This window comes from Williamsia sp. Y721 (genome assembly GCF_059683565.1).
The window spans coordinates 1-25593 of the sequence record NZ_JCASNH010000006.1 but is presented as its reverse complement, the minus strand read 5'-3'; the positions used below and the strand labels follow the sequence as shown (position 1 = coordinate 25593).

The 25593-nt window shown below is 63.5% G+C and carries 24 protein-coding genes and 1 tRNA gene; 8 read left to right on the top strand and 17 right to left on the bottom strand.

What is annotated here, in order from left to right; translation table 11 throughout:
• Positions 1–9: 9 nt before the first annotated feature.
• From AC56PL_RS26320 to AC56PL_RS26300, 5 genes are all read right to left on the bottom strand, one after another.
• Entirely contained in the window at positions 10–1110 is a 1101-nt protein-coding gene (locus tag AC56PL_RS26320) for an LmeA family phospholipid-binding protein (RefSeq protein WP_497155673.1), read from the bottom strand.
• Positions 1111–1154: 44 nt separating this feature from the next.
• Positions 1155–1988, bottom strand: coding sequence for a carbon-nitrogen hydrolase family protein (locus AC56PL_RS26315; protein ID WP_497155672.1), 834 nt, complete (start codon positions 1986–1988; stop codon positions 1155–1157).
• A 23-nt stretch (positions 1989–2011) separates the two neighbouring features.
• Complete coding sequence (locus tag AC56PL_RS26310) at positions 2012–2791, bottom strand: class I SAM-dependent methyltransferase (protein WP_497155809.1); 780 nt, start codon at positions 2789–2791, stop codon at positions 2012–2014.
• A complete protein-coding gene (locus tag AC56PL_RS26305) occupies positions 2784–3293 on the bottom strand; it encodes a DUF2505 family protein (protein ID WP_495517162.1) in 510 nt (169 codons plus the stop codon). Before AC56PL_RS26305 ends, AC56PL_RS26310 begins: the two co-directional genes overlap by 8 nt.
• Positions 3294–3362: 69 nt before the next feature.
• Positions 3363–3863 carry a DUF2505 domain-containing protein gene (locus AC56PL_RS26300; RefSeq protein ID WP_497155671.1) on the bottom strand — a complete coding sequence of 167 codons (501 nt, stop codon included), beginning with the start codon at positions 3861–3863 and terminating at the stop codon, positions 3363–3365.
• Here AC56PL_RS26300 and AC56PL_RS26295 point away from each other — a divergent pair.
• Positions 3862–4944, top strand: a complete 1083-nt coding sequence (locus AC56PL_RS26295; RefSeq protein ID WP_497155670.1) for a UDP-N-acetylmuramate dehydrogenase — start codon at positions 3862–3864, stop codon at positions 4942–4944. The genes AC56PL_RS26300 and AC56PL_RS26295 overlap by 2 nt on opposite strands.
• Before the next feature lie 79 nt (positions 4945–5023).
• Positions 5024–6337, top strand: a complete 1314-nt coding sequence (locus AC56PL_RS26290) for a L,D-transpeptidase (RefSeq protein ID WP_497155669.1) — start codon at positions 5024–5026, stop codon at positions 6335–6337.
• A gap of 20 nt (positions 6338–6357) precedes the next feature.
• On the opposite strand, the gene AC56PL_RS26285 is transcribed toward AC56PL_RS26290, so the two are convergent.
• The 6 genes from AC56PL_RS26285 to AC56PL_RS26260 form a co-directional block, all read right to left on the bottom strand.
• Positions 6358–7200 (bottom strand): hypothetical protein, encoded by an 843-nt coding sequence (locus AC56PL_RS26285; protein WP_497155668.1) that lies wholly within the window; start codon positions 7198–7200, stop codon positions 6358–6360.
• A gap of 234 nt (positions 7201–7434) precedes the next feature.
• A complete protein-coding gene (locus tag AC56PL_RS26280) occupies positions 7435–8070 on the bottom strand; it encodes a hypothetical protein (RefSeq protein ID WP_497155667.1) in 636 nt (211 codons plus the stop codon).
• Between the two features lie 203 nt (positions 8071–8273).
• Positions 8274–10655, bottom strand: a complete 2382-nt coding sequence (locus tag AC56PL_RS26275; RefSeq protein ID WP_497155666.1) for a TPR repeat domain-containing protein — start codon at positions 10653–10655, stop codon at positions 8274–8276.
• A 9-nt stretch (positions 10656–10664) separates the two neighbouring features.
• Entirely contained in the window at positions 10665–11012 is a 348-nt protein-coding gene (locus tag AC56PL_RS26270) for a hypothetical protein (RefSeq protein ID WP_497155665.1), read from the bottom strand.
• 130 nt (positions 11013–11142) lie between these two features.
• Positions 11143–12762, bottom strand: a complete 1620-nt coding sequence (locus AC56PL_RS26265; protein WP_497155664.1) for a DUF6777 domain-containing protein — start codon at positions 12760–12762, stop codon at positions 11143–11145.
• Between the two features lie 142 nt (positions 12763–12904).
• Positions 12905–13672 (bottom strand): SDR family NAD(P)-dependent oxidoreductase, encoded by a 768-nt coding sequence (locus AC56PL_RS26260; RefSeq protein WP_497155663.1) that lies wholly within the window; start codon positions 13670–13672, stop codon positions 12905–12907.
• A gap of 106 nt (positions 13673–13778) precedes the next feature.
• Between AC56PL_RS26260 and AC56PL_RS26255 the strand changes: the two genes are divergently transcribed.
• Entirely contained in the window at positions 13779–14864 is a 1086-nt protein-coding gene (locus AC56PL_RS26255) for an ROK family protein (RefSeq protein WP_497155662.1), read from the top strand.
• A 36-nt stretch (positions 14865–14900) separates the two neighbouring features.
• The gene (locus tag AC56PL_RS26250; RefSeq protein WP_497155661.1) at positions 14901–15728 is read left to right on the top strand and encodes a transglutaminase-like domain-containing protein; all 828 of its coding nucleotides are present in this window, start codon (positions 14901–14903) and stop codon (positions 15726–15728) included.
• A 222-nt stretch (positions 15729–15950) separates the two neighbouring features.
• On the opposite strand, the gene otsB is transcribed toward AC56PL_RS26250, so the two are convergent.
• The 4 genes from otsB to AC56PL_RS26230 form a co-directional block, all read right to left on the bottom strand.
• Positions 15951–18506, bottom strand: a complete 2556-nt coding sequence (gene otsB, locus AC56PL_RS26245) for a trehalose-phosphatase (protein WP_497155660.1) — start codon at positions 18504–18506, stop codon at positions 15951–15953.
• A 120-nt stretch (positions 18507–18626) separates the two neighbouring features.
• A complete protein-coding gene (locus AC56PL_RS26240; protein ID WP_495517175.1) occupies positions 18627–20105 on the bottom strand; it encodes a trehalose-6-phosphate synthase in 1479 nt (492 codons plus the stop codon).
• Positions 20106–20108: 3 nt separating this feature from the next.
• Positions 20109–20276, bottom strand: a complete 168-nt coding sequence (locus AC56PL_RS26235; protein ID WP_495517176.1) for a hypothetical protein — start codon at positions 20274–20276, stop codon at positions 20109–20111.
• A gap of 18 nt (positions 20277–20294) precedes the next feature.
• Complete coding sequence (locus AC56PL_RS26230) at positions 20295–21812, bottom strand: threonine/serine exporter family protein (RefSeq protein WP_497155659.1); 1518 nt, start codon at positions 21810–21812, stop codon at positions 20295–20297.
• Positions 21813–21818: 6 nt separating this feature from the next.
• Here AC56PL_RS26230 and AC56PL_RS26225 point away from each other — a divergent pair.
• Positions 21819–21893: transfer RNA gene (locus AC56PL_RS26225), tRNA-Thr, on the top strand.
• 90 nt (positions 21894–21983) lie between these two features.
• Here the strand turns inward: AC56PL_RS26225 and AC56PL_RS26220 are convergent.
• Together AC56PL_RS26220 and AC56PL_RS26215 are read right to left on the bottom strand one after the other, a co-directional pair.
• Complete coding sequence (locus tag AC56PL_RS26220; protein WP_495517178.1) at positions 21984–22283, bottom strand: hypothetical protein; 300 nt, start codon at positions 22281–22283, stop codon at positions 21984–21986.
• 172 nt (positions 22284–22455) lie between these two features.
• Positions 22456–22950, bottom strand: coding sequence for a hypothetical protein (locus tag AC56PL_RS26215; RefSeq protein WP_495517179.1), 495 nt, complete (start codon positions 22948–22950; stop codon positions 22456–22458).
• An 87-nt stretch (positions 22951–23037) separates the two neighbouring features.
• Between AC56PL_RS26215 and AC56PL_RS26210 the strand changes: the two genes are divergently transcribed.
• The 3 genes from AC56PL_RS26210 to AC56PL_RS26200 form a co-directional block, all read left to right on the top strand.
• Complete coding sequence (locus tag AC56PL_RS26210; RefSeq protein ID WP_495517180.1) at positions 23038–23427, top strand: Rid family hydrolase; 390 nt, start codon at positions 23038–23040, stop codon at positions 23425–23427.
• Positions 23424–24608: a winged helix DNA-binding domain-containing protein gene (locus tag AC56PL_RS26205; protein WP_497155658.1), complete on the top strand. Its 1185-nt coding sequence runs from the start codon at positions 23424–23426 to the stop codon at positions 24606–24608. The genes AC56PL_RS26210 and AC56PL_RS26205 overlap by 4 nt, the downstream gene beginning before the upstream one ends.
• 59 nt (positions 24609–24667) lie before the next feature.
• Positions 24668–25593 (top strand): DUF222 domain-containing protein (locus tag AC56PL_RS26200; protein WP_497155657.1); only part of this gene is annotated, 926 nt, incomplete at its 3' end.

Here is a 25593-nt window from a genome sequence, read left to right as displayed (position 1 = left end):
CCCCGGTCGTCAGAGGACGGTGCAGCTCTCACCGGACTCGTTCGAGCCGGTGGTCTGGTTGTTCAGCGCGACATCGCTGCCGGAGACCGCGAACTCGACACCCTTGTCGGAGACGGTGAGCTGTTCGAAGGTGAGCTCGTTGAACAGCGGTGGGAACAGTCCCGCGCTGATCTGATCGACCAGGGCCTGGGCCCAGGAGTTCGGGATGCCCAGGGTGGCGGCGCTGGCCTGCACCACCTCGAACGTGAGTTTGCCGTTCTGGGTGACCGGCTTGAGCTCTGCTTCGGCCGGGATCGGCAGCATCAGCAGCTGGAAGTTGCCTTTGACGGTGACCGTGCCTGCGGCGGCATTGCCGGTGACGCTGTCCACGGTCATCCCGCCACCCATCGCGCTGAGGAGTCCGCTCAGACCGCCGCCGGAGGGTTCGGACGGCTCGGTGGGTTCTGCTTGGGGTGTCTGGCTCAGTTCCATGATGCGGGCGAACGGCACGTAGCCCGAGCCCTGGATTTCACCGATGGTGGTCTCGTTGTCGCCGCTCTGGATGTCGTCGCCGCGGGCGTGCAGGCGCATCGACGAGTCGCCTTCGTTGCTCGTGTCGACCTGGACGTAAGGAACCGTTCCGGAGGCCCACTGGAGCAACATCGGCCGCTTGCTCAACGAGACCGACGTCGAGGCGCCGGTGAGTTCACCGAACGACTGCTCGAGGCAGTCCTGGGCCTTGTTCCGGATGACCAGCTCACTGCCCACACCGATGATCACCAGCAGGAGCACGACACTGAGCGCGACAACACTCACGATCATGCCGGTCCGACGTTTGGGCCGTTCCGGCGATACCGGACCGTATGCCGGGCCTGCGGGCGGGGGCCCGCCAGAACCGGAGTACGGCTCGAACCCGTTCGGCGGCACCTCGAGCTGCGCGGTGTCCTGGCGACCGCTCGAATAGGCCTCGGGGGCAGGGCCGGACGGAACCGGTGGGAACTGGTCGGTGTCCGAGTTGAGGTCATCACTGGTTGCATTCTCGGACACAGCGGGCGACGGCGCACCCTCAGTGGAGGGCGCAGGCTGGGTTTCGTCGTCCGGTGTCGACTCGGCGTCGTCGCGATTGTTCATCACCAACGATGATGCATGGTCAGCGCGCAACCGCGCCTAAGAGTTTACTGTGTTTCGGTATCGACGCTGGTAGAGGCCAATGAATTGATGTCGCGACGATTCGGCAAAACGGCGATCGCACGACGGGCCCGGTCGACTTCGTCGAAGTCGAGGTCGATGACCGAAAGCTCGGGCGACTCACCGAGTTCGACGTGCACGTTTCCGAAAGGTCCGGCCAGGATCGAATGGCCGATGCCGGTCGGCGCCGTCGATTCGGCGACCGCGGGATCAGACGGAACCGCTTGTCCCACAGCGGCGACGAAGCAGCCGCTGTCGAGTGCGCGGGCCGCTGCGAGGGTCTGCCACTGCGTCAGCTTTCCCGGGCCGGCACCCCACGACGTGGGGACGACTATCAGGGTCGCACCGCGGTCGGCCAGCGTGGTGAACAGTTGTGGGAAACGGATGTCGTAGCAGGTGGCCGTGCCCACGGTGACCGCTCCGACGTCGAACGTGACCGTGTGGTCACCGGGTTCGACGGTCTTCGACTCGGTGAATCCGAACGCGTCGTACAGGTGGATTTTGTCGTACCCGGTGATCTGGCCGTCCGGGCCTGCGATGACCAGTGTGTTGCGTACCCGATCGGTGCTGCCGGGGGTGAACATCCCGGCGACCACGGTGATCTGGTGTTCGGCGGCGAGTTTGCCGACCGCGGTCGCCCACGGGCCGTCGAGAGGTTGCGCGACCGGACCGAGGGGCACCCCGAACCGGCACATCGTGGCTTCCGGGAAGATGACCAGTTCCGCGCCCTGCGCTGCGGCGGCCGCAGTCTGCTCCGAAACCGTCGCCAAGTTCTTGTCCGGGTCGGATCCGCTGCTGATCTGAGCGATGGCAATACGCATGACGTCCACCCTACGACCGGAGGTCAGATTCGGGGTGCGACCTGATCCCAGGGAACGGTGACGATGTTGTCGCGATGGCGCCGACGATCAGGTGTCGGGGCAAAACCGAAGCCGGACAACAACTCCAGCGTGCGATGCCAACGTTGGCGTGGACCGAAGGGTGCGAACGGCGCTGCGATGTCCCAGCAGCGATCCAGGCTGGCCAGCAGGTCGTGGATCCGTTCGCCGGGAACGTTGCGGTGGATGAGCGCCTTGGGCAGGCGTTCGGCCAGGTCTGAGGGACGAGCGCTGCGCGTGGGATCCCACGCCAGCGTGAAGGTCAGGGGGTGGTGCGCGTCGAGCAGGATCCAGCAGCACCGGCGACCGAGTTCGTCGCACGTTCCTTCGACGATGTAGCCACCCGGTGCAAGTTGTTGCTGCATGCGTGCCCAGGCCGCGTCGACCTGTGATTCGTCGTATTGCCGGAGCACGTTGAAGGCCCGGACCAGTTGAGGTCGCAGCCCGGCCAGTTCGAAACCCCCGACGGCAAATCGCACGCCGTCCTGCGGCGGCACCACGCGGGCCGGATCGATTTCGAGTCCGACGAGTTCGGTGGCGGGCACCACGGCACGGAGCCGTGCCGCGAATTCGAGTGCGGTGTCCGGGCGGGCGCCGTAGCCGAGGTCGACGGCCAGCGGTTGCCGCGCCGACTCCAGGGCAGCAAGTATCGGCCGGTGGTGGGCTATCCAGCGATCGACACGACGGAGCCGGTTGATACCGGTTGTACCGCGGGTGATCGTCCCTTCCGGCCGCCGCTCAGAGATTGGCGTCAATCCACCCCGAGGTGAATTCTGCTTCACCTCGGAACAGATCGGTCAGGTTGACCAGCATGAGCTGCTCTAGCTTGCCGTTGATGAACGGGATGTAGACCTTTACCTCGGTGGTCCGCCGGAGGGTGCAGCCGGTCTCGGTGGGGAACAGCTCCTGCACGCCGGTCAGGCTGCCCGGGCCAGCCGGGATCGACGCCGCATACGTGCCCTTGGTGCTGTCCGGGTCGAAGGGGCCGAGTGATTCGGTGCGGGTGATGATCATGTCCTTGGACATCACCGTCTGCGCGATCGGTGGCAGTTCTGTGCGCGGGAGGACCTGCTTGAGGACGACGTCGACCCCGTTGTCGCCGACGATGTGGGAATCGATCTCGGACTGCGGGGTGAGCTTGCGGAACTCTTCCATCTGCGCGTCCCAGAACTCCCGGAGGGTCAGGGCCTCATACACCTTCTTCGGGGCATGGTGGTACCGGGCGGAGTAGGACAGACGTCGTGCCATGGGCACAGGGTAACCCGCGGGGACGTCAGGCCTGTGCTCCGCCTTGCGGTCGGGGGTGTGCGGCGCCGGTCAGCGCGCGTTGATCCATTCGATCGTGTAGTCGTGCTCGGCCGAGATCAACTCGGTGATGTTCTCGATGATCGCCTTCTCGACCTTGCCGCCGACGAAGGGAATGGCCACGTCGGCGGTGCCGTCGAACGTGACCGTGCTGCCCGATGCGGTCGCGGCCAGGGTCTGGGTGCCGTGGACCTTGGCCGGTGCGCCCTCGACCACTGCGGCGAACGTGCCGGTGGAGATGGCGCCGTCGACGATCGACCAGACGACGGTGCGGGCGATGTGGAGGTCGCCGGGACGGACCTTGGTCACGATCGACGGCAGTTTGTCTTCTGGGACACGTTGTTGCAGGACCACGGTGACCTCGTCATCGGTGGCTTTGAACGATTCGAGCTCGGAGACGTCGGCTGCAACGTTGGCCACCAGGTCATTCCAGTATTGCTCGGACGTGACCGCCGCAGCGAAGTCGGCCGGGGGACACGGAAAGTCGATCGAATGCTGCAGCTTGGTCGCCATGAGTGCAGGCTACCGTTGCGGGGTGGCCGCACAAACACATGACCGCCTCTTGCTGTCCGAGATCACCACCCTGCGCGTTGGCGGTCCCGCCCGCGACGTCGTGAACTGCGAAGACTCCGAGTCGTTGATCGACGCGGTCGGGCGCCTCGATGCCGCGGGCACTCCGGTGCTGCTGGTGGGCGGCGGATCGAACCTGGTTGTCGGTGACGACGGATTCGACGGGACGGTGGTCCGGATCAACAACACCGAACTCGACTGGCGGTCCGACCATGTCGTCGCCGATGCCGGTGTGAACTGGGATGCGCTGGTGGCCGAGAGCGTCGGGCGTGGATTCGGCGGGCTCGAATGCCTGTCCGGGATTCCCGGCGCTGCCGGTGCCACACCGGTCCAGAACGTCGGTGCGTATGGGGTGGAGGTCGGTTCTCTGTTGCGGTCGGTGCAGATCCTCGATCGCCGTTCCGGCGCCCTCAACTGGGTCGACTCGGGTGACCTGGACCTGGGTTACCGCACCAGCCGACTCAAACATCGCAATGACGAACTGGTGGTCCGTGTTTCGTTCCGGCTCCGTGACGACGGGCAGAGTGAGCCGATACGATACGGAGAATTGGCTCGGGTTCTGGGTCTCGAGGACGGGGCGCGAGCCCCGGCGCCGAAGGTGCGCGAGGCCGTGCTGGCGTTGCGGGCGAGTAAGGGGATGGTCCTCGACCCCGACGACCACGACACCTGGAGTGTCGGCTCGTTCTTCACGAATCCGATTGTCCCGCACGAATATTTGCCCAGGGTCCTGACGCAGATCGTCCAGGAGCTGGGTTCGGAGGCGACCGTGCCACAGTTCCCTGCTGAGGGCGGGGTGAAACTCTCGGCCGGATGGTTGATCGAGCGGGCGGGCTTTGCGCGGGGTTATCCCGACGCCGATGCGCGCGCCCGCCTGTCCACCAAACATGCGTTGGCGTTGACCAATAGAGGGCAGGCCACCTGCGCAGACATCATCGATCTGGCTCACCAGGTGCGCGGCGGCGTGCGCGAGAAGTTCGGGCTGTGGCTCGAGCCGGAACCGGTGCTGGTCGGCTGTTCGTTGTAGTTCGTTCAGCCGACACTGTTGGCGCAGGTCATAGACGCGACAGATGGTGGCGACCAGCGACGCAGGTACTGTTTGGCGCATGACTGAATACCGTGACCGTCTGCTGCTGTCTCGGCGCGCGGCCCTCACGGCGATAGCCGTCGGTGCGGCCGGGGTGACTGCTGCGGCCTGCAGTACCGGCGACGACTCGACCGGCGGTGCCGGCGGGAGCAAGGCGCCGTCGGAGCCGAAAGCTGATATCTCGTACAGCCCCGCTCTTGACGTGCCCGACGCCTCACCCATCGAGGTGGTGTCGGTCAAGGTCTCCGACGGTGTGCTCAATCCCGATGTGCAACTGACCAATGCGAGCGGACGGGTGGTATCCGGCGAACTGTCGGCCGACCGCACCACCTTCACGATCACCGAACCGCTTGGCTACGGCGGCCAGTACACGTGGGCGGGTTCGGCGATGGGGGAGGACGGCAAGGCTGTCCCGATCAACGGTACTTTCGGCACCCTCACCCCGGACAGCCAGATCGGTCTGGTGATCAACATCGCCGACGGTCAGGAAGTCGGGATCGCGGCACCGCTGATGCTCAAGTTCGACGGCGTCGTGACTGACAAGGAAGCCGTCGAGAAGGCGCTGACGGTCACCACCACACCGGCGACCGAGGGTAGTTGGGGCTGGCTGGGCGAAGACGGTGGGTCCCGTGTGCACTGGCGCACCAAGGACTATTACCAACCGGGCACCACGGTGTCGATGGTCGGCAAACTCTACGGCGTGAACTACGGCGACGGCAGCTACGGCGAGGCCGACGTCACAAGCGACTTCGTGATCGGACGCAACCAGATCGTCAAGGCCGACGCCGACTCACATCAGATCGTTGTGCAGAACGACGGCAACACACTGATGACGTTGCCGTGTAGCTACGGCGAAGGTGACCTCGACCGCAACGTCACCCGCTCCGGCATCCATGTCGTCAGCGAAAAGCATGAGCAGTTCTACATGAGCAACCCGGCCGCCGGTTACTTCAACGTGCTCGAGCGCTTTGCGGTCCGGATCTCCAACAACGGTGAGTTCATCCACGCCAACCCGGCAACCCTTGGAGTCCAGGGATCTTCGAACGTCACCAACGGCTGCATCAACCTCTCGCTCGAAGACGCCGAGCAGTACTTCAGCACCGCGATGTACGGCGACCCGGTCGAGGTCATCAACACCCGGATCCCACTGTCCGAGGCCGATGGCGACATCTTCGACTGGATCTACGACTGGGAAACCTGGAAGTCGTTGTCGGCGATCGGTGGTACGCCCGACGTGCAGTCGGCGCCTGCGACACCGACGAATGCGCCGGACATATCAGGCATCCCGACGACGCCTGCGAACTCTGGGGCACCGCAAGCACCGGTCGGCTGATCTGGTCGGCCGCTATTGCCCTATGCTGCAGTCTTTCCCGGTGAAATCCACTCGGGGAAGGTTGCGGGTTGAGGTTGTGGCAGCTTCGTCTCAAATCCTTCGGGCGGCGCGGTGAAGTCTCCTGTGCCGTCGGGGACGATCGACGGGAAACGTTGCTTCCACCAGTCGGTGCAGCCGACAGGATTGCGGTCGGGAGAGTCCGGGCTGAGGATCTCGATGTCATGAATCGTCCACGAGCCATACACATTCCAGGTGGGAACACGGGGAGACTTTGACGTTTCTTCCGCGGGGTCCTCGTCACGGGTGCCGCTGGCTCCCGCGGGCTGATCGGCGGGTTTGGTCATGGTTATCCGGTATGCCGTCTGGTGGAACGCGGGTCCGAAGTTCTTTGGTTCGACGTAGGTCGAGGACGGTGGGGACGATGGTGGATTTGGACGGATCATGCTTTGCCGGATCGAGCAGACCTCGCCGGTGATGCTTCTGTCTGAGGTGTCGACGTTCAGTAGATGATATGAATACGCCCACGTTGGCACCGGGGTCGCCAAGTCGGTTGGCACAATCTGCCAGGCCATCGGTTCGAGCAGCCGTTCTTCAGATCCGGCTATCGCATCTGCGTAGCCCGGGAACGACCTCAGTGAGCCGTACCATTGCGTCATTTCCGCACCACCCAGCGCCGCGCGAATGAGTTCGGCGGTCCTGTCCTGGAGGTCGAGTCCAGGGGATGAAGACCAATTACTCGAATAGTTGATCGGGGTCGGTTCTATTGCTGTGGATGGGCTTGGGGCTTCTGGATCGGTTGTGCTGCATGCGAAGAGGCAGAGAATCGCGCCTAGGGCAATCGCGGAAAGAGGAAGCCTTTTCAACGTGGCTCCTGTTCTGAAGGTGTCTCGGCCCCTTGGTCTTTGACGATCTTATCGTAGGCGACATTCATGTCGGTGTTGTCGCGATGTGGCGATCGTTCGTATCGCGGCAGACAGGCCACTTGAGACATCTGAACCACACCGACGAATGCGCCGGACGTGTCCGGCATCCCGGCAATGCCGGGATGCCGGGGCACCGCAAGCACCGGTCGGCTGACCTGGTCGGCCGCTATTGCCCTATGCTGCAGTCTTTCCCGGTGAAATCCACTCGGGGAAGGTCGCGGGTTGGGGTTGGGGTAGCTTCATTTCAAAGCCTTCGGGCGGCGCGGTGAAGTCTCCTGCGCCGTCGGGGACGATCGACGGGAAACGTTGCTTCCACCAGTCGGTGCAGCCGACAGGATTGCGGTCGGGAGAGTCCGGGCCGAGGATCTCGATGTCATGAATCGTCCACGAGCCATACACATTCCAGGTGGGAACACGGGGAGACCTTGACGTTTCTTCGGCGGGGTCCTCGTCACGGGTGCCGCTGGCTCCCGCGGGCTGATCGGCGGGTTTGGTCATGGTTATCCGGTATGCCGTCTCGTGGAACGCGGATCTGAAGTTCTTCGGTGCGACGTAGGTCGAGGACGGTGGGGATGATGGTGGATTTGAACGGACCATACTTTGCCGGAACCCACATGTCGTGCCTGTGATCGTGTCGACGGACGCTTTTACATCGAGGAGATGATACGAATACACCACCGAGGGGACTGGTTTCCGTAAGTCGATCGGCACAATCTGCCGAGCCCACGGTTCAAGTAGTCGGCCTTCCGATCCGGTGATAGCAGCCGCATAGCCCGGAAATGACTTCAGCGATCCGTACCACTGCGTCATTTCGGCACCGCCAATGACTGCGCGGATTAGCTCGGCGGGGCGCGCCTGTAGGTCGACGCCGGGTGTTGTGGACCAGAGAATCGAATAGTTGACTGGTGTCGGTTCCGGTGGTGTCGATGAATTTGGTACTTCGTGATCAGTCGTGCTGCAAGCGAAGAGGCAGAGAATCGCACTCAGGACTAACGTGGAAAGAGGAGGCCTTTTCAACGTGGCTCCTGTTCCGAAGGTGTCTCGGACCCTTGGTCTTTGACGATCTTACCGTAGGCGATATTGATATCGGTGTTATCGCTATGTGGCGATGTGTCGATTGTTCGTATCGCGGTAGACAGTCCAGCGGAGACCTGGTTTGCAGAATAGGCTTTTTCGCCATTGACGTTTTTCAGTTCTCGAATATCGTCGAGTGGAAGAAGATGGCCGTCGGGGTCGAACCAGTCAGGGTAGGCCGTAGTGAAATCGGGTGCGATATCGCGAAACACCTCAGGGGGTATCTGTTGAGCGACGTTGTATCGGATCTCATCGAAATTGGGTCCGGAAAGTCCGGCCTCTTGGTGGGTCGGCGCGTCACCGATCAGGCTCGATTTCAGGAGCTCTCTCTCGTGGTTGATCCCCGGTTCTGCCAGTTCGCTGCCAGGAACTTTGTCGATCCCTATTCCGGCAATGTCGGCTGCAAAGTCGAATGCCTTCCCTTTCATCTCCCAGGCTTTGAGGTTTTCGTCGTATTCGTCGTCGTATGCGTCTTGTGTGGCCATCATTGTCGACTTGTCGATGAGACCATGCAGGTTTCCTATGTTTGTCAGGTGTGCGCCTGACCCCTTGGCGTTTGGATCCTCGCCGTACTTGCCCTCTTCATTCCACATGTCATCTATTGCGTGCCCCATGAAGTTGGTGCCCGCTTTCTCGTCAGTATTCATCGTGGCGAAGATATTTGCGGTGCCGGCGTAGTGGCCGGTGTTCGTGGTCTTGCCAGGATCTGTCCAGTTGTCATCGGGATCGAAGCCCGGTGTGTTCGGAGTGTTGCCGCCTGCCAGCTCAAGGATGTACGGGGACATCGAATCCGAGATTGTCCGGAGTAGCTCGGGATTGACTTGGCCGACCGATTGTCCACCCAAGCCGGGCATGTCGCTGAGTGTTGACCAACCGTCGTTGGATGCCATGTATTTTGCAACGGCTTCCATGGTCTCGCCCGTTTTTCTGGCGGTGAACGCGTCGTTGAGGTTCGATGGATCCTCGACCGTTGCGTCGTTGACGTCGGTGGTCAGAAGCGTCGCCGCGGCTTTTCCGTCGTCGGTCCACTCGTGAGTGAGCAGATCATGGATGAAGTCCTGGCCACTGTCTGGATTGGTCAGCGACGCATGGACCGCGATATCGTCGGGTCCGGCGCCGGCAAATATGTCCTCGGTGATGGTGCCCGGGTCTTCGACTTGCTTTCCGTCGACGAAGAAGTTGCGGAAACCGTCAGTTGTCTCCTGCTCGTACCTCGTTTGCAGGTCAAGATATTGGCGACCAACTTCGATCATGCGTTTGTCCAAATCCGTGCCGGTTTGGTAGCGGCTATCTCCAGCCTGGAGCAACCGGCCGATGGCTTGATTGTCGTTCACGCCGTTGAGCCAAAAGCGCCCGTAGTCACCGCTCTCAGCGAGGTCTTCCCTCGTGAGCGAATCCTTGATCGACTGCGGGAGGAGATCGAATCCACCCTTGTCGTACGGACAATTTCCGCTGGACTTCACATTTGGATTGGACAAGATCTGCAAACCATTGGCAAGCGATGTGCGGAGGCCCTCCTCCCCTGGCCGCGTACCGAACTGGTCGAAACTGCTGATGCCACTTACTCTTCCGTTGCCGACATCGATTGCACCTGTAGCGTGTGCAATGTACTGCAGTTGTGCTTCTGGAACGAAGATGGGCTCACCCCGGTTGAGTGCACTGAGTTGATCACGTGTCAGGGTCATCGCATTGTCGAACCGTGCGCGTTGCTCAGGCGTTGCGGTCCCATTCATGACGGCGATTGCGTCCGACTGTGCCTCTTGTGGGTCGATGGTCATCGAGTTCTGTGCGAGGGACGCCGGCGTCAGATTCGAGATGGAAGTCAGACCGCTGGCGATGGCCGTCCCGGCAGAAGTCACGGTGGTGTCCGCGTCGGTGGCTTGCGAGGAGAGTCGCCAATGCCAGTAGTCGGCCGAATCTTGGTCGAACTCGGCGCCTTCAGGCGCCAGCTCGCTGTCGAAGTCGACTGTGTAGCCGGGATCGTCAGTGCGGAGCACGTAGCCGGCTTCGTCGGCATCACCTTTGGTGGCTTTGAGCACATCGATCGCACTTCTGATGTCGGAAACCGCATCTTCCAGATTCGTGGCAAGATCTCCGAACTTGTCTGAGAGCGTTCGTAACCAACGGGTTTCATCCTGCGCGCGGATGTCGGCAGCTGAGCGTGTGTTCCCTGACCATTCTGTGTCGGTGAGGTTCAGGACCGGGTCGCCGATGTTGGCGGTCTCTGAGTTGAGTCCGTGTTGGATCTCGCGCACGGCGCTTGCTATTTCGGTCAGCATCTCTGGCTTCCAGGTAGAAATGCTGTTGTAGGTCGGTGTCATTCGTGCCCGTTACCGTTGGTTGTTCGGGTCGATGACGTAGGCCGTGGGCAGTGCGCCCGCGTTGTGAATCATTTGTGAATTTTCGAGGTCTTTGTCTTCAAAGGCCACTGCAGTGTTGGAGAGCAGTTCGAACCATGACTGGATCTGACCGGCCGCGTTGTCCAACGAAGTCTGTACCGCATCGTCGCCACTGACAGCGACATCTGTCAGTGATGCGGTGGCGCCGGTGAATGCTGAGGAGATCTCGCTGAATGTCGTACCGGTTCTGAGGTGGTACCTGTCGATTCGCTCCGCCAACTGCTGGATTGACGAGGTGACGCGCCCCAACGCATCAGAGTCCAGATTGAACTCACCCATGAGTGACCCCCCGGTCGTCCTGGAAATGTGCTCGCCAGTCTAGTACGACAGCCCATGATGGCAGCGGAGTGGCCGCACATCGATGCCCCGAAGGGTTTCGCTTCGGGGCATCGTTGTGTTCCGTGCTGGGTCAGCCCGCCGCAGGTGCCGATGATGCGGTGGCGGGCTCACTGGTGACCGTCGGGGCCTGCGTGGTCGGAGTCTCCGTCGCCGGTGCGACTTCGGGTTCCGGCGGGGCCACGGTGGCGGTCGGGAGGACGGTCCACGCCGCCTTGGTGATCGTCACCGTCTCGGTCGCCGGATTCTCCGGATCGGTGACGTCGGTCAGCTTGACCGTCCAGATCCCGAGGCTGTCCGTCGACGAGGTCACCGACGACTGTGTCAGCGAGCTCGTCGACACCGTTCGTTTCACATCGTCCGTACAGCTGAGTTCTGCTGTTGCCTGAGTCGGGTCGGGGACCGTGCAGGTGATCGATGCTTTTTCGGCGGTGAAGGTGAAACTCGAGATGATGTCACCGCTGCCGGTGAACACCGTCGGCGTCGGGGCCACGCTGGAGCTCTGCGCCGGTACTGCCGGAACCTCGTCGGCGGGCGGGTTGGCAGGTGCGCTGGAGGACGAAGGGGCCACGGGCACTGCCGGATCGGAAGGCACCGGAGCTGCCGGGACCGTTGATTCGCCGGGAACCTCAGCTTGTGGCGCCGGCACGTCGGTTGTCGACGACTCAGATGTTTCAGCTGCCGCGCGACGCTGGACCTCCGGATCCGGCTGCCCGTCGGCCTGGATTCCGTTGGCCGCCTGTTGTTCTGGATCGGCGGACGTGAACGGAGTATTGAGGGCTGCCGGTGACGGCAGTGGTTCGGCCAGTGGCGGAAGGCCTTCGAGGTTCAGGATGCCGCCGACCGCGCGGATCAGTGGTTGTAGTGTGTTCAGGTCCAGCAGGGTCAGTGCGACCGGTGTCGGTGCCGGGTTGGGTGCCGGGACGACGGTCGTGGTGTTGTTGACGATCGTCGTGTGCTCGTTGTTGTAGGTCACGTACACGACCTGCCGAGGTGCATAGCGCGGCCAAGGGTCACCGACGGTTCGATACCCGGCGACCGGTGTACTTGCCGGTGGCGCAAGAGGATTGCCGCACGAGCAGCGAACGCGTGGTACGCCGTAGGCGTCAACGAGTACCGAAGTGCCTGCCTCGAACACAGATTGGAATGCATACGCACCGGAACTCGAGTAGCTGTGGTTGGTGACCCAGGTGTCGCGGGTCAGGACAACCGGGGTGAGTGTGTCGAGGTAGTACGGGATCTGTTCGGTGCTGATCCCGAATACGCTCGCCCAGGCTTTGGCCTTGGCCGGATTGTCGGCCAGGTGGTTGGCCAGAGCTGCTGTGTCGCAGACCGCGTCACCATCGGCGCCGTAGAGACCGCCGGTGGTGCCGTCGATCCCTTCGACACCGCGGACGGTGGGCGCTCCCACGGGAGCGAGTCCGGTCACGGCCGAGTCCAGAGGGCGGTTGCTGACTGCGACCGACGGTGTGAACGGGTCGGTGCCGGTGCTGTTGGCCGCCTCCAATACGAGCTCTGGCGCAGTCGTTGCCTTGACCTTGCTTTCGGAGTCCGTGAACAGGTATGCCGCACCGATGCCCAGGAACGCCAGCAGCAATGCCGCAACGACCGCAAGCACGATGACGATCTGCTTGCGGTCGTTGGGTGGAGTCGAGATCGGTCCGGTGGGTGCAGCATCGTACGGATAGCTCACTCGAGTCTCCAAGGTCCGGTGCGGACCCTGGCCCGCCATGGTGGGGGACCGGTTACCCGCTCAAGGATTATGTCTGGACTTCGACCGGGGTGCGCGATGTGTTACCGAACCTTGGGATGTTCATACGAACATACGAAAACCCCTAGCCCGTCTTGATGTTTCGGCGGGCGGAGGCCTGGTCTCGGGGCATCAGCAGGATCGTGTCGAGATTGACGTGAGGCGGACGGCTGGCGACGAAGCCGATCACCTCGGCCACATCCTCGGCGGTGAGTGGCGTCAGTCCCTCGTAGACCTTGTCGGCCTTCTCGGCGTCGCCGTCGAAGCGAACAAGTGAGAACTCGGTCTCGACCATGCCCGGCTGGATCTCGGTCAGCCGGACCGGCTTGCCGAGAAGCTCGGGCCGCAACGTCCGGTGCAGAACCGCTTGAGCATGTTTGGCCGTCGTGTAGCCGGCCCCGTTGTCGTAGGCCTCGATGGCGGCGATCGAGCTGATGGTGACGATCAGTCCGTCGCCGGAGTCGATGAGTTTCGGCAGCAGCGCCTTGGTCACCCGCAGGGTTCCCAGGACGTTGGTCTCCCACATCCAGCGCCAGTCGTCGAGGTTCGCCTCGGCGACGGTGGCAAGACCCTTCGCACCCCCGGCGTTGTTGATCAGGACGTCGACCGCCGGGATCTGTGCGCAGAATTTCTGCACGGATTCCTCGTCGGTGACATCGAGGGGAAGCGCCGTTCCATCGATCTCGTCGGCAAGCTTCTCGAGGCGGTCGATGCGGCGGGCGCCGACCACCACGTGATAGCCCTGCGCAGCAAGAACTCTGGCTGTGGCCTCGCCGATGCCCGAACTGGCTCCGGTTACAACGGCGACCTTGCGATCACCAGTATTGGACGCGGTGCTGGCTGCAATTGTCATGGTGTGCAGTCTAGGTGCGCTGCGACCGGTAGATTTTTCCACCATGGGGTCTGACGAAGCGGAAGGCGGATCTCGCACACGAGCCCGAACCGGTGAATCACGGACCGTGTCTTTTGAGCGGGGTGATGGCGCTGCCGCGGTGGTGTTCCGGGCTGTCCGCACGCAGGGACCCGTGACGCGGGACCGGCTGCCTGCGGCAACAGGCTTGTCGCCGGCGACGGTCAACAGGCAATTGCAGGCACTCGACCGGCTAGGACTCGTACGGGAACGTCCGGACCTGGTTGCGTCCGGCGCGATCGGGCGACCGAAGGTGCCGTTGACTCTCGATCGGGATCGATTCTGTGTGATCGCGGTGCACATCGGTGCGCGTTCGACCCTGCTGATGGTTGCGGACCTGGGTGGCCGACCACTGCAGACGGTCGCGATGTCGACGCCGGTCGGCCCGGCAAAGCAGGCTCTCCGGCTGATCGCGCGGCGGGCGGCGTTGGTTGCCGGATCTTTCACCCAGCGGGTACCGCTGTGGGCCGGTGCCGCTATTGGTGGCACGGTCCACGAGGACGGCAGCGTCGACCATGCTCAACTCGGGTGGCGGCGGGCGCCGGTCGGTGAAGCCCTGGAGAACGAGTTGGGGTTGCCGGTATCGGTGAGTCAGCACGTTCAGGCAATGGCGGCGGCCGAGTTGCTCCTGGCCGGTGCCGACAACACCACCGGCACCGATCTGCTCTTCTACGTTCGTGAGACGGTCGGCCTGGCAATCACGATCGACGGCAGAGTCCAGGAGCGTCCCGGCAACATCGGCCATCTGCCGGTGCACGCGCCGCTGTTGACGGGGCAGGCGCAATCGGTCTTGCAGGATGTTGTCGGCCGCAAGGTGTTCGACGACGCGGTGGCCGCCGGGGGCGATGCGGGTGCGTTGCACGACGAACGAGCACGAGTGCTCGGCGAGATGGTGGCTCTGGTGCGCGACCTGATCAATCCCGATCGGGTGGTCCTGGCCGGCCATGTCTTTGCCGAACATCGCCATGGTCTGGCTCCGGTGCAGGCGGCGTTCGATGCGGCCAGCGGGCTGGGGCCGATGGAACTGTCGCCGCCGCGGTTCGGTGCGCGCGTCCAGGAGGGTGCAGCCGTGGTGGTATCGCTCGGAGCGCTCTACGCTGATCCCATCGGGGCCTTGCAGAACTCGAGTTCCTGACTCGGCAGACCATTCGGGGAAGGGATCATCCAATCCATGTCAGGTGACTTCGGGCAAACCGCTCAACGTGACGTTTCGGCTGTACTCGACGTACTGGTGAACAAGGCCACCGATATCGAATTGCAGATCGCAGTGGCCCGGCTCCCCGGCACGGAGGTCAACGAGAATCTGTCAATTCGGTTGGATGGCAACCGAATTGTCCCGGATGAGATCGTGACGGCCAGCGGTAGTCGTATCCACTGGCTGCAGGTGGAGTCCGGTGAGCTCTACGTCGAATACTCGGCGAGTGTCCTGACACCGGCCGATCCGCCGCAAGTGGCCGAATTCGACCGTTCGCTCTACCTTCGGCCGAGCCGGTATGCCGAGGCCGACAAGTTCTTCGGCTTCGCCGCGGGTCAATTCGATACGAGTATGCCGGCGGCCGACCAATTGGTGGCGGTCACGAACTTTGTCCGGCAGCGACTTTCGTACATCTTCGGTGCCAGCGATCCGATCGACGGCGCAGTCGACACATTGCTGTCGGGGGCCGGTGTCTGCCGGGACTTCGCGCATCTGGTGGTTGCACTGTTGCGGGCCTTGGGAATTCCGGCCCGCCTGGTGTCGGTGTACGCCCCGGGTCTGTACCCGATGGACTTTCATGCCGTCGCCGAGGCGTTGATCGACGGCCGGTGGGTGGTCGTGGACGCCACGGGGCTCGCGCCACGTCAATCGCTGGTCCGGATAGCCTCTGGTCGCGATGCCGCCGACACCGCCTTCCTCGACAGCCACGGCGGCGACGTCGTGTTGCGCAGCTATCAGGTGGGGGCGATCGTGGCCGGCTATCTACCGATCGACGATCCGTCGTTACAGGTCCAGTTGCGCTAGCTGATCACAGGCTGTGACGACGGACCGACGAACGCCAGGGCCGTGGGGTGGTGCATCGTTGCGGCGCGGCAGATCGTTGCGGGGGCAGCGGCGTTTCCGGGTTCGGTGTACAGGTTGAGCAGATCCACGTAAAGCTCTTCCCGCGCCGTGGTTGGTAGTTCATGTGAACACTGTCCACGGCGGCCCTTGGTGTCCACTTGGAGAGGGCTTGGTGCCCCGGTGCTACTCGCTCAGCAACCGGGCACAGCGGAGCAGGCCGATGTGGCTGTAGGCCTGAGGGTGATTGCCAAGGGCCCGTTCGGCGATGGGGTCGTATTCTTCCGAGATCAGTCCGGTCGGACCGGTGACCTTGACCATCTGGTCGAACAGCGCTTCTGCATCGCTGCGCCGGTCGATGAGGAGGTAGGCCTCGATGAGCCAGGCGGCGCAGAGGTGGAAGCCGCCTTCGTCGCCGGGCAGACCGTCGTCGTGGTGATACCGATACACCGTTGAGCCGCTGCGGAGTTCGGCCTCTGTCGCGACGACAGTGGCGGTGAACCGCGGATCGGACGGGTCGATGAGTCCTGACAACCCGATTTGCAGGGTCGCGGCATCGAGGTCGACGCCGTCGTAGGCGGCGGTGTAGGAGTTGGCCGCCTCGCTCCAGCCCTGGCTCAGGACCTGGCGTGCGATGGTGTCCCGAAGCACCGGCCATCCGAGTTCGGTGTCGCGGCCGAACTCCTTGCCGAGCTTGAGAGCCCGGTCAACGGTCAGCCAACACATCACCTTGGAGTACACGTGATGGCGGGGGTTGCCGCGAATCTCCCAGATACCGTGGTCGGGCTCGGTCCAGCGGCGCTCCACCGCGTAGACCATGTCCTGCACCAGTTCCCAGTCTGCGGCCGACAGCGGATCCGGGTGGTCGGCGGCGGCGCGGGCATGGGACAGGGTCGAGATCAGGTCGACGATGGGTCCGAAGACGTCGAGCTGGACCTGCTGGTTGGCCGCGTTTCCGACCCGGACCGGACGCGAACCGGCATATCCGGGCAGTGAATCGATGACCGCTTCGGGCGGAAGCCCGCCGCCTGCCAGTGTGTACAGCGGATGCAGCCACTCGGGGCCGGTGACGGTGCCGAGCACTCGGTGCAGCCAGCCCAGGTAGTCTTCGGCCTCTTTGAACGAGCCGACGGACACCAGCGCCGACGCGGTCATGGCCGCATCGCGCAGCCAGCAATAGCGGTAGTCCCAGTTGCGGACTCCGCCGATTTCCTCGGGCAACGAGGTCGTGGCCGCGGCCATGATCGAACCCGTGTCGCTGTGGACGAGTCCGCGCAGCGTCAGCGCCGACCTCTTCATCAGGTCGCGTTTGATGCCGGGGAGATCCAGCGTCGCGGCCCATTCACTCCAATACCGTTCTGCCTCCGCGCGGCGCTCGGGTTCCGGGACCGACGAGGGCTCGAGGTCTTCGGAACCGCAGCGCAGTTCGAGCACCAACGGTTCTTCGGAGAGCTGGATCACCGCGGTGGCGATCTGGTGCTGGCGGTCGGTTTCGATCTCCCACTCGACCCCCGGAGCGCGCAGAACGAACGGCTCGTTGGAGCCGGACACCCGTAGCCCGTCGTCGGACACCTCGATGCGAACGGCGGCCTGGCCGAACTCTGGGCGTGGTGAGAACCGCACCCGAGCCTTCACACTTCCGCGGATCACGCGGGTCAGGTCGGTGCGGCCGACGTTGACGTCGTGCGGCAGGTAGTCGGTGACCTCGAGTCCGGCCCACCGGGTCCGGACGGTCATCGTTCCGTCGATGTAGCGCTGGCTCAGCGGGAGTGGCTTCTTGTCTCCCTCGACGATCGGGCTGATCGAGAACTCGCCTGCCTCGTCGGTGCCGAGGAGGTTCGCGAACAGTGCCGCGGAGTCGGGCTCGGGATGGCACATCCAGCAGATGTCGGCTTCCGGGGTGACCAGTGCGACGGTGCGCGGGGACGCGAGCATTGTCAGCCGCTCGATGGGGACGGCGGCGTCGCCGCTCAGCCAGGTGCGACGTTCCTCGACGAGGAAAGCCAATGCGGCGGCAACCTGTTCGGTGTCGTCGACTCGATAGGTCGCCAGGGTGTCGCCCTCGCCGACCTTGATACCGAAGTCGGGTCCGTGCAGGCGTTGGAAGGCTTTTTCGTCGGTGACGTCGTCGCCGAAGAAGATGGCGGCGCTGGCCCCGGCCTCGTGGCGCAGGATGTCGAGTGCCTGGCCCTTGTCGGTCTTGATGATCGCGAGCTCGATGACGGACTTGCCCTCGGTCACCTGCACGCCATCCCAGGTTGCCGGCCCGTTGCGAACCCGGTGCAGGGCTGCGTCGGCGTCGGCCGGGGTGGCGTTCCGGACGTGCAGCGCGGTGCTGGCCGGTTTGGTCTCCACGGTCACGTTGTCGAAGTCGGAGGCGATGGCGCGCAGTTCGACGATCAAAGTTTCGAGGAGTTCGGTGGCCTCGGGGGTGATCTCGTGGACGAAGCCCACGTCGAACTCGCTGCCATGGCTTCCGACGAGGTGGACCTCGGCCGGGAGACGCGACAGGGTTGCCAGATCGCGCAGTGCGCGTCCCGAGATCACTGCCGCGGTGGTGGAGTCGAGTTCGGCCAGGGCCCGCATGGCCCGAACCGAATCGACATTGGGTCGTGCATCTTGGGGTCGGGACACGATGGGGGCCATGCAGCCGTCGTAGTCCGAGGCAACGAGCAGCCTGGGCATACGAGCGATGGCTTTGAGGGCGCGCCGCAGTTCCGGAGCCAGGTCTTGTGCACTCACTACGCGAGTCTAAGTCTGTGCACCCCGGCCAAGTCCAATCCACTGCGCAAGGCGGGTGTAATTGCAGTGCTCGTCACAAATTTGTGGTCCGAACTCGGCGGCCCACCGGCCCGCCGACACTCACACGAGGTCAAGTCCACGGTTTTCGCTCGGCATGGTTTCGGTTTCGCCGCCCAGGGCACCGAGGAAGCTCTTCGCCCAGCGCTGCACGTCGTGGGTGAGGACCTGCCGCCGCAGGGCCCGCATCCGGCGCTTGCCCTCGTCGGGATCCTGTTCGAGGGCATCGGCGATGGCCTGCTTCACCCCGTCGGTGTCGTACGGATTGGCCTGGAATGCCTGCCGGAGTTCGGCTGCCGCGCCGGTGAACTCGCTCAGGACCAATGCGCCACCGAGGTCGCTGCGGCAGGCGACATACTCCTTGGCCACCAGGTTCATGCCGTCTCGCAACGGCGTGACCAGCATGACGTCGGCCGCGACGAAGAACGCGATGAGGTCGTCGCGGGGGACGGGGCGGTGCAGATACTGCACCACCGGATGCCCGACTTCGCTGAAGTTGCCGTTGATGTTGCCGACAAGCTGTTCGATGTCGCCGCGCATTTTGATGTAGCTGTCGACCCGTTCACGGCTGGGCGTGGCCAGCTGCACCATCGTGATGTCGTCGGGATTGACCCGACCCTCTTCGAGGAGTTCGGCGAGCGCCTGCAACCGGACGTCGATGCCCTTGGTGTAGTCGAGGCGGTCGACACCCAGAAGGATCTTCTTCGGGTTGCCGAGTTCTTCGCGGATCTCGGCGGCCCGCTTGCGGATCTCCTTGGATTTCGAGCGCGCATCGAGTTCGCCTGAGTCGATGGAGATGGGGAAGGCGCCGACACGGACCGTGCGGAAGCCGACCTGGACGACACCGAACTTTGCGCGGACGCCGACCTGTCCCTTGGACGTGGCCTGGCCTGCGAGCCTGCGGGCGAGGTACAGGAAGTTCTGGGCACCACCGGGCAGGTGGAATCCGATCAGATCGGCACCGAGTAGACCCTCGATGATCTCCGTCCGCCACGGCATCTGCATGAACAGCTCAACAGGGGGGAACGGGATGTGGAGGAAGAACCCGATCTTCAGGTCGGGCCGCAACATCCGGAGCATCTTCGGTACCAGTTGCAGTTGGTAGTCCTGGATCCAGACCACCGCGCCCTCGGCGGCTGCCTCCGATGCCGCTTCGGCAAACCGTCGATTGACGGCCACATAGGTGTTCCACCACTCGCGGTGATACTCGGGTTTGACGATCACGTCGTGGTAGAGCGGCCAGAGGGTGGCGTTGGAGAAACCCTCGTAGTATTCGGCGATCTCATCGGCCGACAACGGCACCGAAAAGAGTTGCAGCCCTTCTACCTCGGGATGCTCTGCCGAATCCGGCAGGCCGGACCATCCGACCCAGGCGCCGGTCTGTGACCGGAGAATGGGTTCGAGGGCGGTGACCAATCCGCCGGGGCTCTGCTGCCAGTGGACGCTGCCGTCGGGGAGTACCTGCTTGTCAACCGGTAGCCGGTTGGCGACCACAACAAAATCGGCGCGCGGGTCGGACTCATTCGATCGCTTGGTTGCCACAGATCAGGCTTCGCCCGGAGCAATTCCCAGCATTGCGAGCAACATCCGGCATTCGTCGGCATCGACTGCATAAGCAGCGACAACCCGGCGCGCGGAGGTTGCTGTCTCGTCGGCCACTGGTTCCAGATCTTCGTCGGCGATATCTGTTTTGTCACTGGTCTTGGCAGGCATGGCGAATATTCTACCTGCTCATACTCGTCTATCGGTGAGGCCCGCGCGCAGGTCCGACTTACGCAGCGGCTGTGTCTCCGCCTCGGAGTCGACCTCGGGTTCGCTTGTCATGCGACCAGGGCGGATTGCCGAGCGTGCGGTCAGGAGCGCTCGCGTCGGCTTTGTCGCAATCCGGGGGCGGCGCAGCGTTCGGGCGACGAACTCGCCGAGGGTGACACCGGCTGCGAGTGAGCAGCCGACGCCGAGTGCTGATCCGATGGCGGTAAGACCGTCGACGGTCTGACCACCGATCAACCCGTAGAGCCCTCGATAGATGGCAAGACCGGGCAGCAGCGGCGTGATGCCCGCGACCGCGACAACAAGTGGCGGTGTCAGCGCCCGCCGGGCGAGCAGACCGCCGACGAGGCCGACCATGGAGGCCGCGATCCCGGCCGAGATGATCTGCCCGAAGTTGTAGTGGCCGGCCGTTGCGACGATGGCGGCGCCCATCGCGCCTCCGATGAATGCTGTCGGCAGAGCCCGGAACTCCGCGTAGCTCGCGACGGCAAACGCTGCGGCGGCGGCGCCACCGGCGATCACCCGTACCGGCGTGTTGGCGAGGTCGAATGCGGTGGTCGAGGTGATCGTCGGCATATAGACGCCTGCGGCCTCCGTCAACTGGATGGCGATACCCACGCCGCTGATGATGCCGCCGGTCATGATGAGCAACTCGAAGAACCGTGCGCCGCCGGTGATCGGGGCTCCGGTGATCGCGTCCTGCACCGAACCGACCAGCGAGAGCCCGGACAACAGCACCACGACGCCGGCCGCGATGACCAGTGACGGTTTGATGTCGACCCCGAGGGCCTCACTGTTCTGGTAGACGATCGCCGCAGGTATCACCGCGATGAAACCGCCGGTCATGTGCTGGAAGAACAGCGGGGTGCCGATCTTGTTGAGCAGCCGGTTGGTTCGGTCGATCACCGCGGTCGTGAAGAAGGCAACCACCGCGACCAGCCAGCCGCCACCGAGCAGAACAGACAATGCGCCGGCCATCGTCGACCACGCGAGCGTCGCGATCCATCGCCGATAGGGGTGAGGTGCGGCGATGATGGCGTCGATGACGGTATGGGCTTCGCCGGGGTCGATCGCGAGGTTGCGGATCTTCCGGACCAATCGGTCGACGGCCGCCAGGCGGGTGAAGTCGTGCGATCGGTAGTGCACGGCCTTCATGGCGGTGACCGGGGTCATCGAGGTACCGCGACGTGCACTCACCCAGATGGTGTTATACGTCACATCGACGTCGCAGTTCTCGACGCCGTACATGCTTGCCACGAACCGCACCTGCGTTTGTGTGTCGATCGCACCGGTGCCCGAGTCGAGCAACACCGCGCCTACCTGGATCGCAAGGTCGAGAACCTCGGTCACCGCGGCATCGTCGGTGAGGTCGATCGGCTGTCTGGGGGACACCGCCGGTTCGAACGGTTCAATGGTGTCGATCGTCGCTCGACGACTGCCGGCGAGGAGCCGGGGAAGTCTCGCGATATACTCACGCACGCAGTTGCCTCCTTAGCTCAGTGGTAGAGCACTCGCCTTGTAAGCGAGCGGTCGTCAGTTCAATCCTGACAGGGGGCTCCACAGAGTTCAGGGTCAACTCGCCGGTTTCGCCGGGTTGACTCAGTGCTAAAGATCAGGCCAAGAGCCCGGTGCATGCGGGCACATCGCACGTTATGAGCGGGGAGCCTTCGGGGCGAGGAGACCGTTCTCCCACAGCACGTGGTGCAGACGCTGCCGCAGTTCCTTGGTCGGCGGATCCGTATTGGGAGGCGCGACCAGCGCCTTGATCGTGAAAAGTTCGACGATGCTCTGGTCGAGTTTGATGCGCTTCTCGCGCGCTGCCGGCGTCATTTGATTGGGCGCGTACGTCATGGTCGCCTGCAGCGCGTCCAGTCGCTCCCTGAGCGCGTGGATCGCGTTGTCGATCTCATCCATGAATTGGGTCACATATCCATCATCGACGATGTCCATCTTCGGTGTAGGCGTTATGTGCAGGATCGGCCGCGTCAGGTTTCGGGTCGATGATCGCGGACCTGGCAGAGTATCTATGCCACTACGCCGATCTACAAGGGCGGTAAGGCATTTGGAACGATCGAGTTGACGATTCCAGCATGAGTCGTGTGGCTGGGTTCGCGCTCGGCTTTCATTCGGTCACGCCGGGGTACACCCGCTGCGCCATCACCGGTGCAAACCAGACCCGTGAGAGGTCGATGCCCGCGTCGCGGGTTGTTTCGAAGGGCACAAGGTGTTCGTCGACCCCACCCGGCGACCAGTGTTCGTGCAGGTCTTCGACGGCAAAGATGAACGGCAACCAGTCCGTCATCTCCTCGGCGCGGGTGAAGCCACCTGCGATTGCCCATGGCCGGTCGTCTTCGTCGTAGGCAAAGAAGTGATCACCGTAGGCCGGGCTGACGCCATCGCCGACCAGTGCGGTCAGGACAAACCAATCGGTTGATGCCAGAACCTTCTCGGACGCGATATCGCGGGCGAGCGTGTAGTGGTGATCAACCGAGGCGAGCGCGGCTTCTTCCTCGAAGAACACCTCGGCCTGGCTGATGTCGAGTCCGGCGCCGACCAGTGCATGGTCGGGCATACCGAGAACAAAATAGGCGCTTTGCGGTATGACACCAGGTCCCATGACGGCATTGTGCCAGTGCTGCCGGTCGAGTGCGGGAAACCGCGCGGGGTCAGGTGGAGTCGATGTCGAAACACCTAGGATCGATTCATGTCACCAGTGCAGATCAACCGACCGGAAAACAGTCACACGCGCAGCGCAATAATCGCCCCCGGGAGTTTTGTCTTCACCGCAGGGGCCGCTCCGCTCGACGGGGACGGGGTGACGGTCGCGCCGGGAAACGTCAGTGAACAGACCCGCCAGTGCATGGCAAACCTGGAACTCTCGCTGACCGAGGCGGGTGCGTCACTGTCCGATGTCGCCAAGGTCACCGTGTACGTCGCCGAGCACCTGCAGGCCGATCTGGTGGTCGCGTGGGACGTGGTGACCGAGGTCTTCGGCGACCACAAGCCGGCCGGCACCCTGCTGGGTGTCTCGGTGCTGGCTTACGACGACCAGCTGGTCGAAATCGAAGCAGTGGCGGCCATTCCCGCATCATGACCAAGCCGGCGATCAGCAGTGAACAACGTCGCGCGAGGCTGCTCAGACGTCACCGGCTGATCGCCGACTCCGCGGCTGCAACTCCGGTGGAAGCCGCCGAAGCGGTGGTCGCGCTTCATGCGACCACCCCGGCGACGGTCTATCTGTCGGTATGGGCGCGCATGCCGGGCTTTGATGTTCCCGACATGGATCGGGCGCTGTACGACGACCGAACACTGGTCAAGCAGCTCGCGATGCGGCGCACGCTGTTCGCGTTTCCCCGCCCCGCGCTGGCCGATGCGGTCAGTGCGGTGGGGCAGCGGGTCGCAGCCAGTGAACGCACCAACATGTTGCGCGATTTGCGTCGCAGCGATGACTTCCCGGATCCGGAAGGCTGGATCGACAAGGCGCGGGCAGCCGTGGACAGAGCTCTGGTCGACGGTCGAACGGCGACGTCCACTGAACTGCGTAAAGAATTGCCTGAACTGGCGGGCGCCATCAGCCACGGCGAGGGTAAGTCGTGGGGCGGTGTCGCTCAGATGGGGCCGCGGGTGCTGAACCACATGAGCGCCGCCGGTGAAATCGTCCGCGGACCCAACGACGGTAACTGGATGCGTTCGCGGCCCAGATGGACAGCGATGTCGGATTGGCTCGGCGAGCCGCTGCCGGTCGAAGATCCCGCGACCGGGCACCGAGAACTGATCCGGCGATGGCTGCGTCAGTTCGGGCCCGGCACCGAAACCGACATCGTTTGGTGGTTGGGGTCCACAAAAACCGCTGTGAGAAATGCTCTTTCAGCTCTCGAGGTGGTCGAGGTGGACCTTGACGACGGATCGATCGGGTACGTCCTGCCCGATGATCTCGACGACGTGGAGGCCGTGCCGCCAACAGCCCTGCTGTTGCCCGAACTTGATCCGACGCTGATGGGCTGGAAGCAGCGGGACTGGTATCTGGGTCCCCATGGCCCGCACCTGTTCGATTCGAACGGCAATGGTGGGCAAACCGTTTGGTGGGACGGACGGATCGTGGGCGGATGGCATCAGCGGGCGGATGGGTCGATCGGCACGCATCTGTTGGAGGACCTGAATCGCGCCGCCACCGCCGCGATTACGCGTCGAGCCGCTGAACTCGGTGACTGGCTGGGTGATCACCGACCCAAGCCTGGGTATCCGGCGCCATTTCATCGCACACTCGACGGCTGACCAGTATCGGTCGCTTCTCGGAATCAACAGTGTCGGACCCCTCGTTTAGACTCAAATGTATGTTCGAGGGGGAGATCGAAGATGCAGGTGGGGACGATGAAATCGGTCCTGTCGAGTCGCTGGGTGTCAACGAGTTGTTGCGTAACACTGAACTCGCGATGGCCCAGCAGTCGCGGATGGAGTGGGAGCGATATGCCGCTGCGGCGATGTTGCACCGGCATTTGGTAGAGCCGACCGCCGGGTCCGAGGCGGAGATGCGGGCGCTGGATCCGTTCGCGCAGTGTGCGGCGAGATTGTCTGCCGCACAAGGCCTGACGCAGCGGGCCGCGGAGCTGCAGATCTGCCGCGGGGTGGCGTTGCGGGACCGTCTGCCTGCGGTGAATGCGTTGTTGAAGGCCGGTCGCATCGCCGCGCACCATATCCCTGACATCATCGCGCGGACCGAGTTGATCGAAGGCTCAGCCCACGTGGCCGATATCGATCGCGGCATCGCCGAAGCACTGGGTCGGCGGGGGTCGTGGTCGAAGGGCCGGATGCGAGACATGGTCGATGCCATCATCTTTCGCCGCGATCCCGATCTGGTTCGTAAGAACCGGGAGGACGCGAAAAACAATCGCGGCGTGTGGGCCAACAACGCCGACCACGGCATGGCGGTGCTGGATGCGCATTCCACCGCTGAGGAATTGACGTTGATCATGGCGCGGCTCGAAAAGCTGGCGATGGCCACGTGTAAGGCTGATCCGCGGAAGAAGTCTGATCGGATGGCCGATGCGTTGTTTGCCACCGTGATGGGCCGCGAGCTCCTCTGCGAATGCCCGAACGACCCCAAACACCCCTGTACCGCCGAGATCGTCACTGTCCCTGCCGGACAAGTCATCTCAGGCGTGGACGTGAAGATCGTGCTGCACGTGATCACCGACCAGCCGACCTTGGAAGGAACCGCAACCAATCCCGGATTCATGGATGGTCACGGTGTCATCTCCGG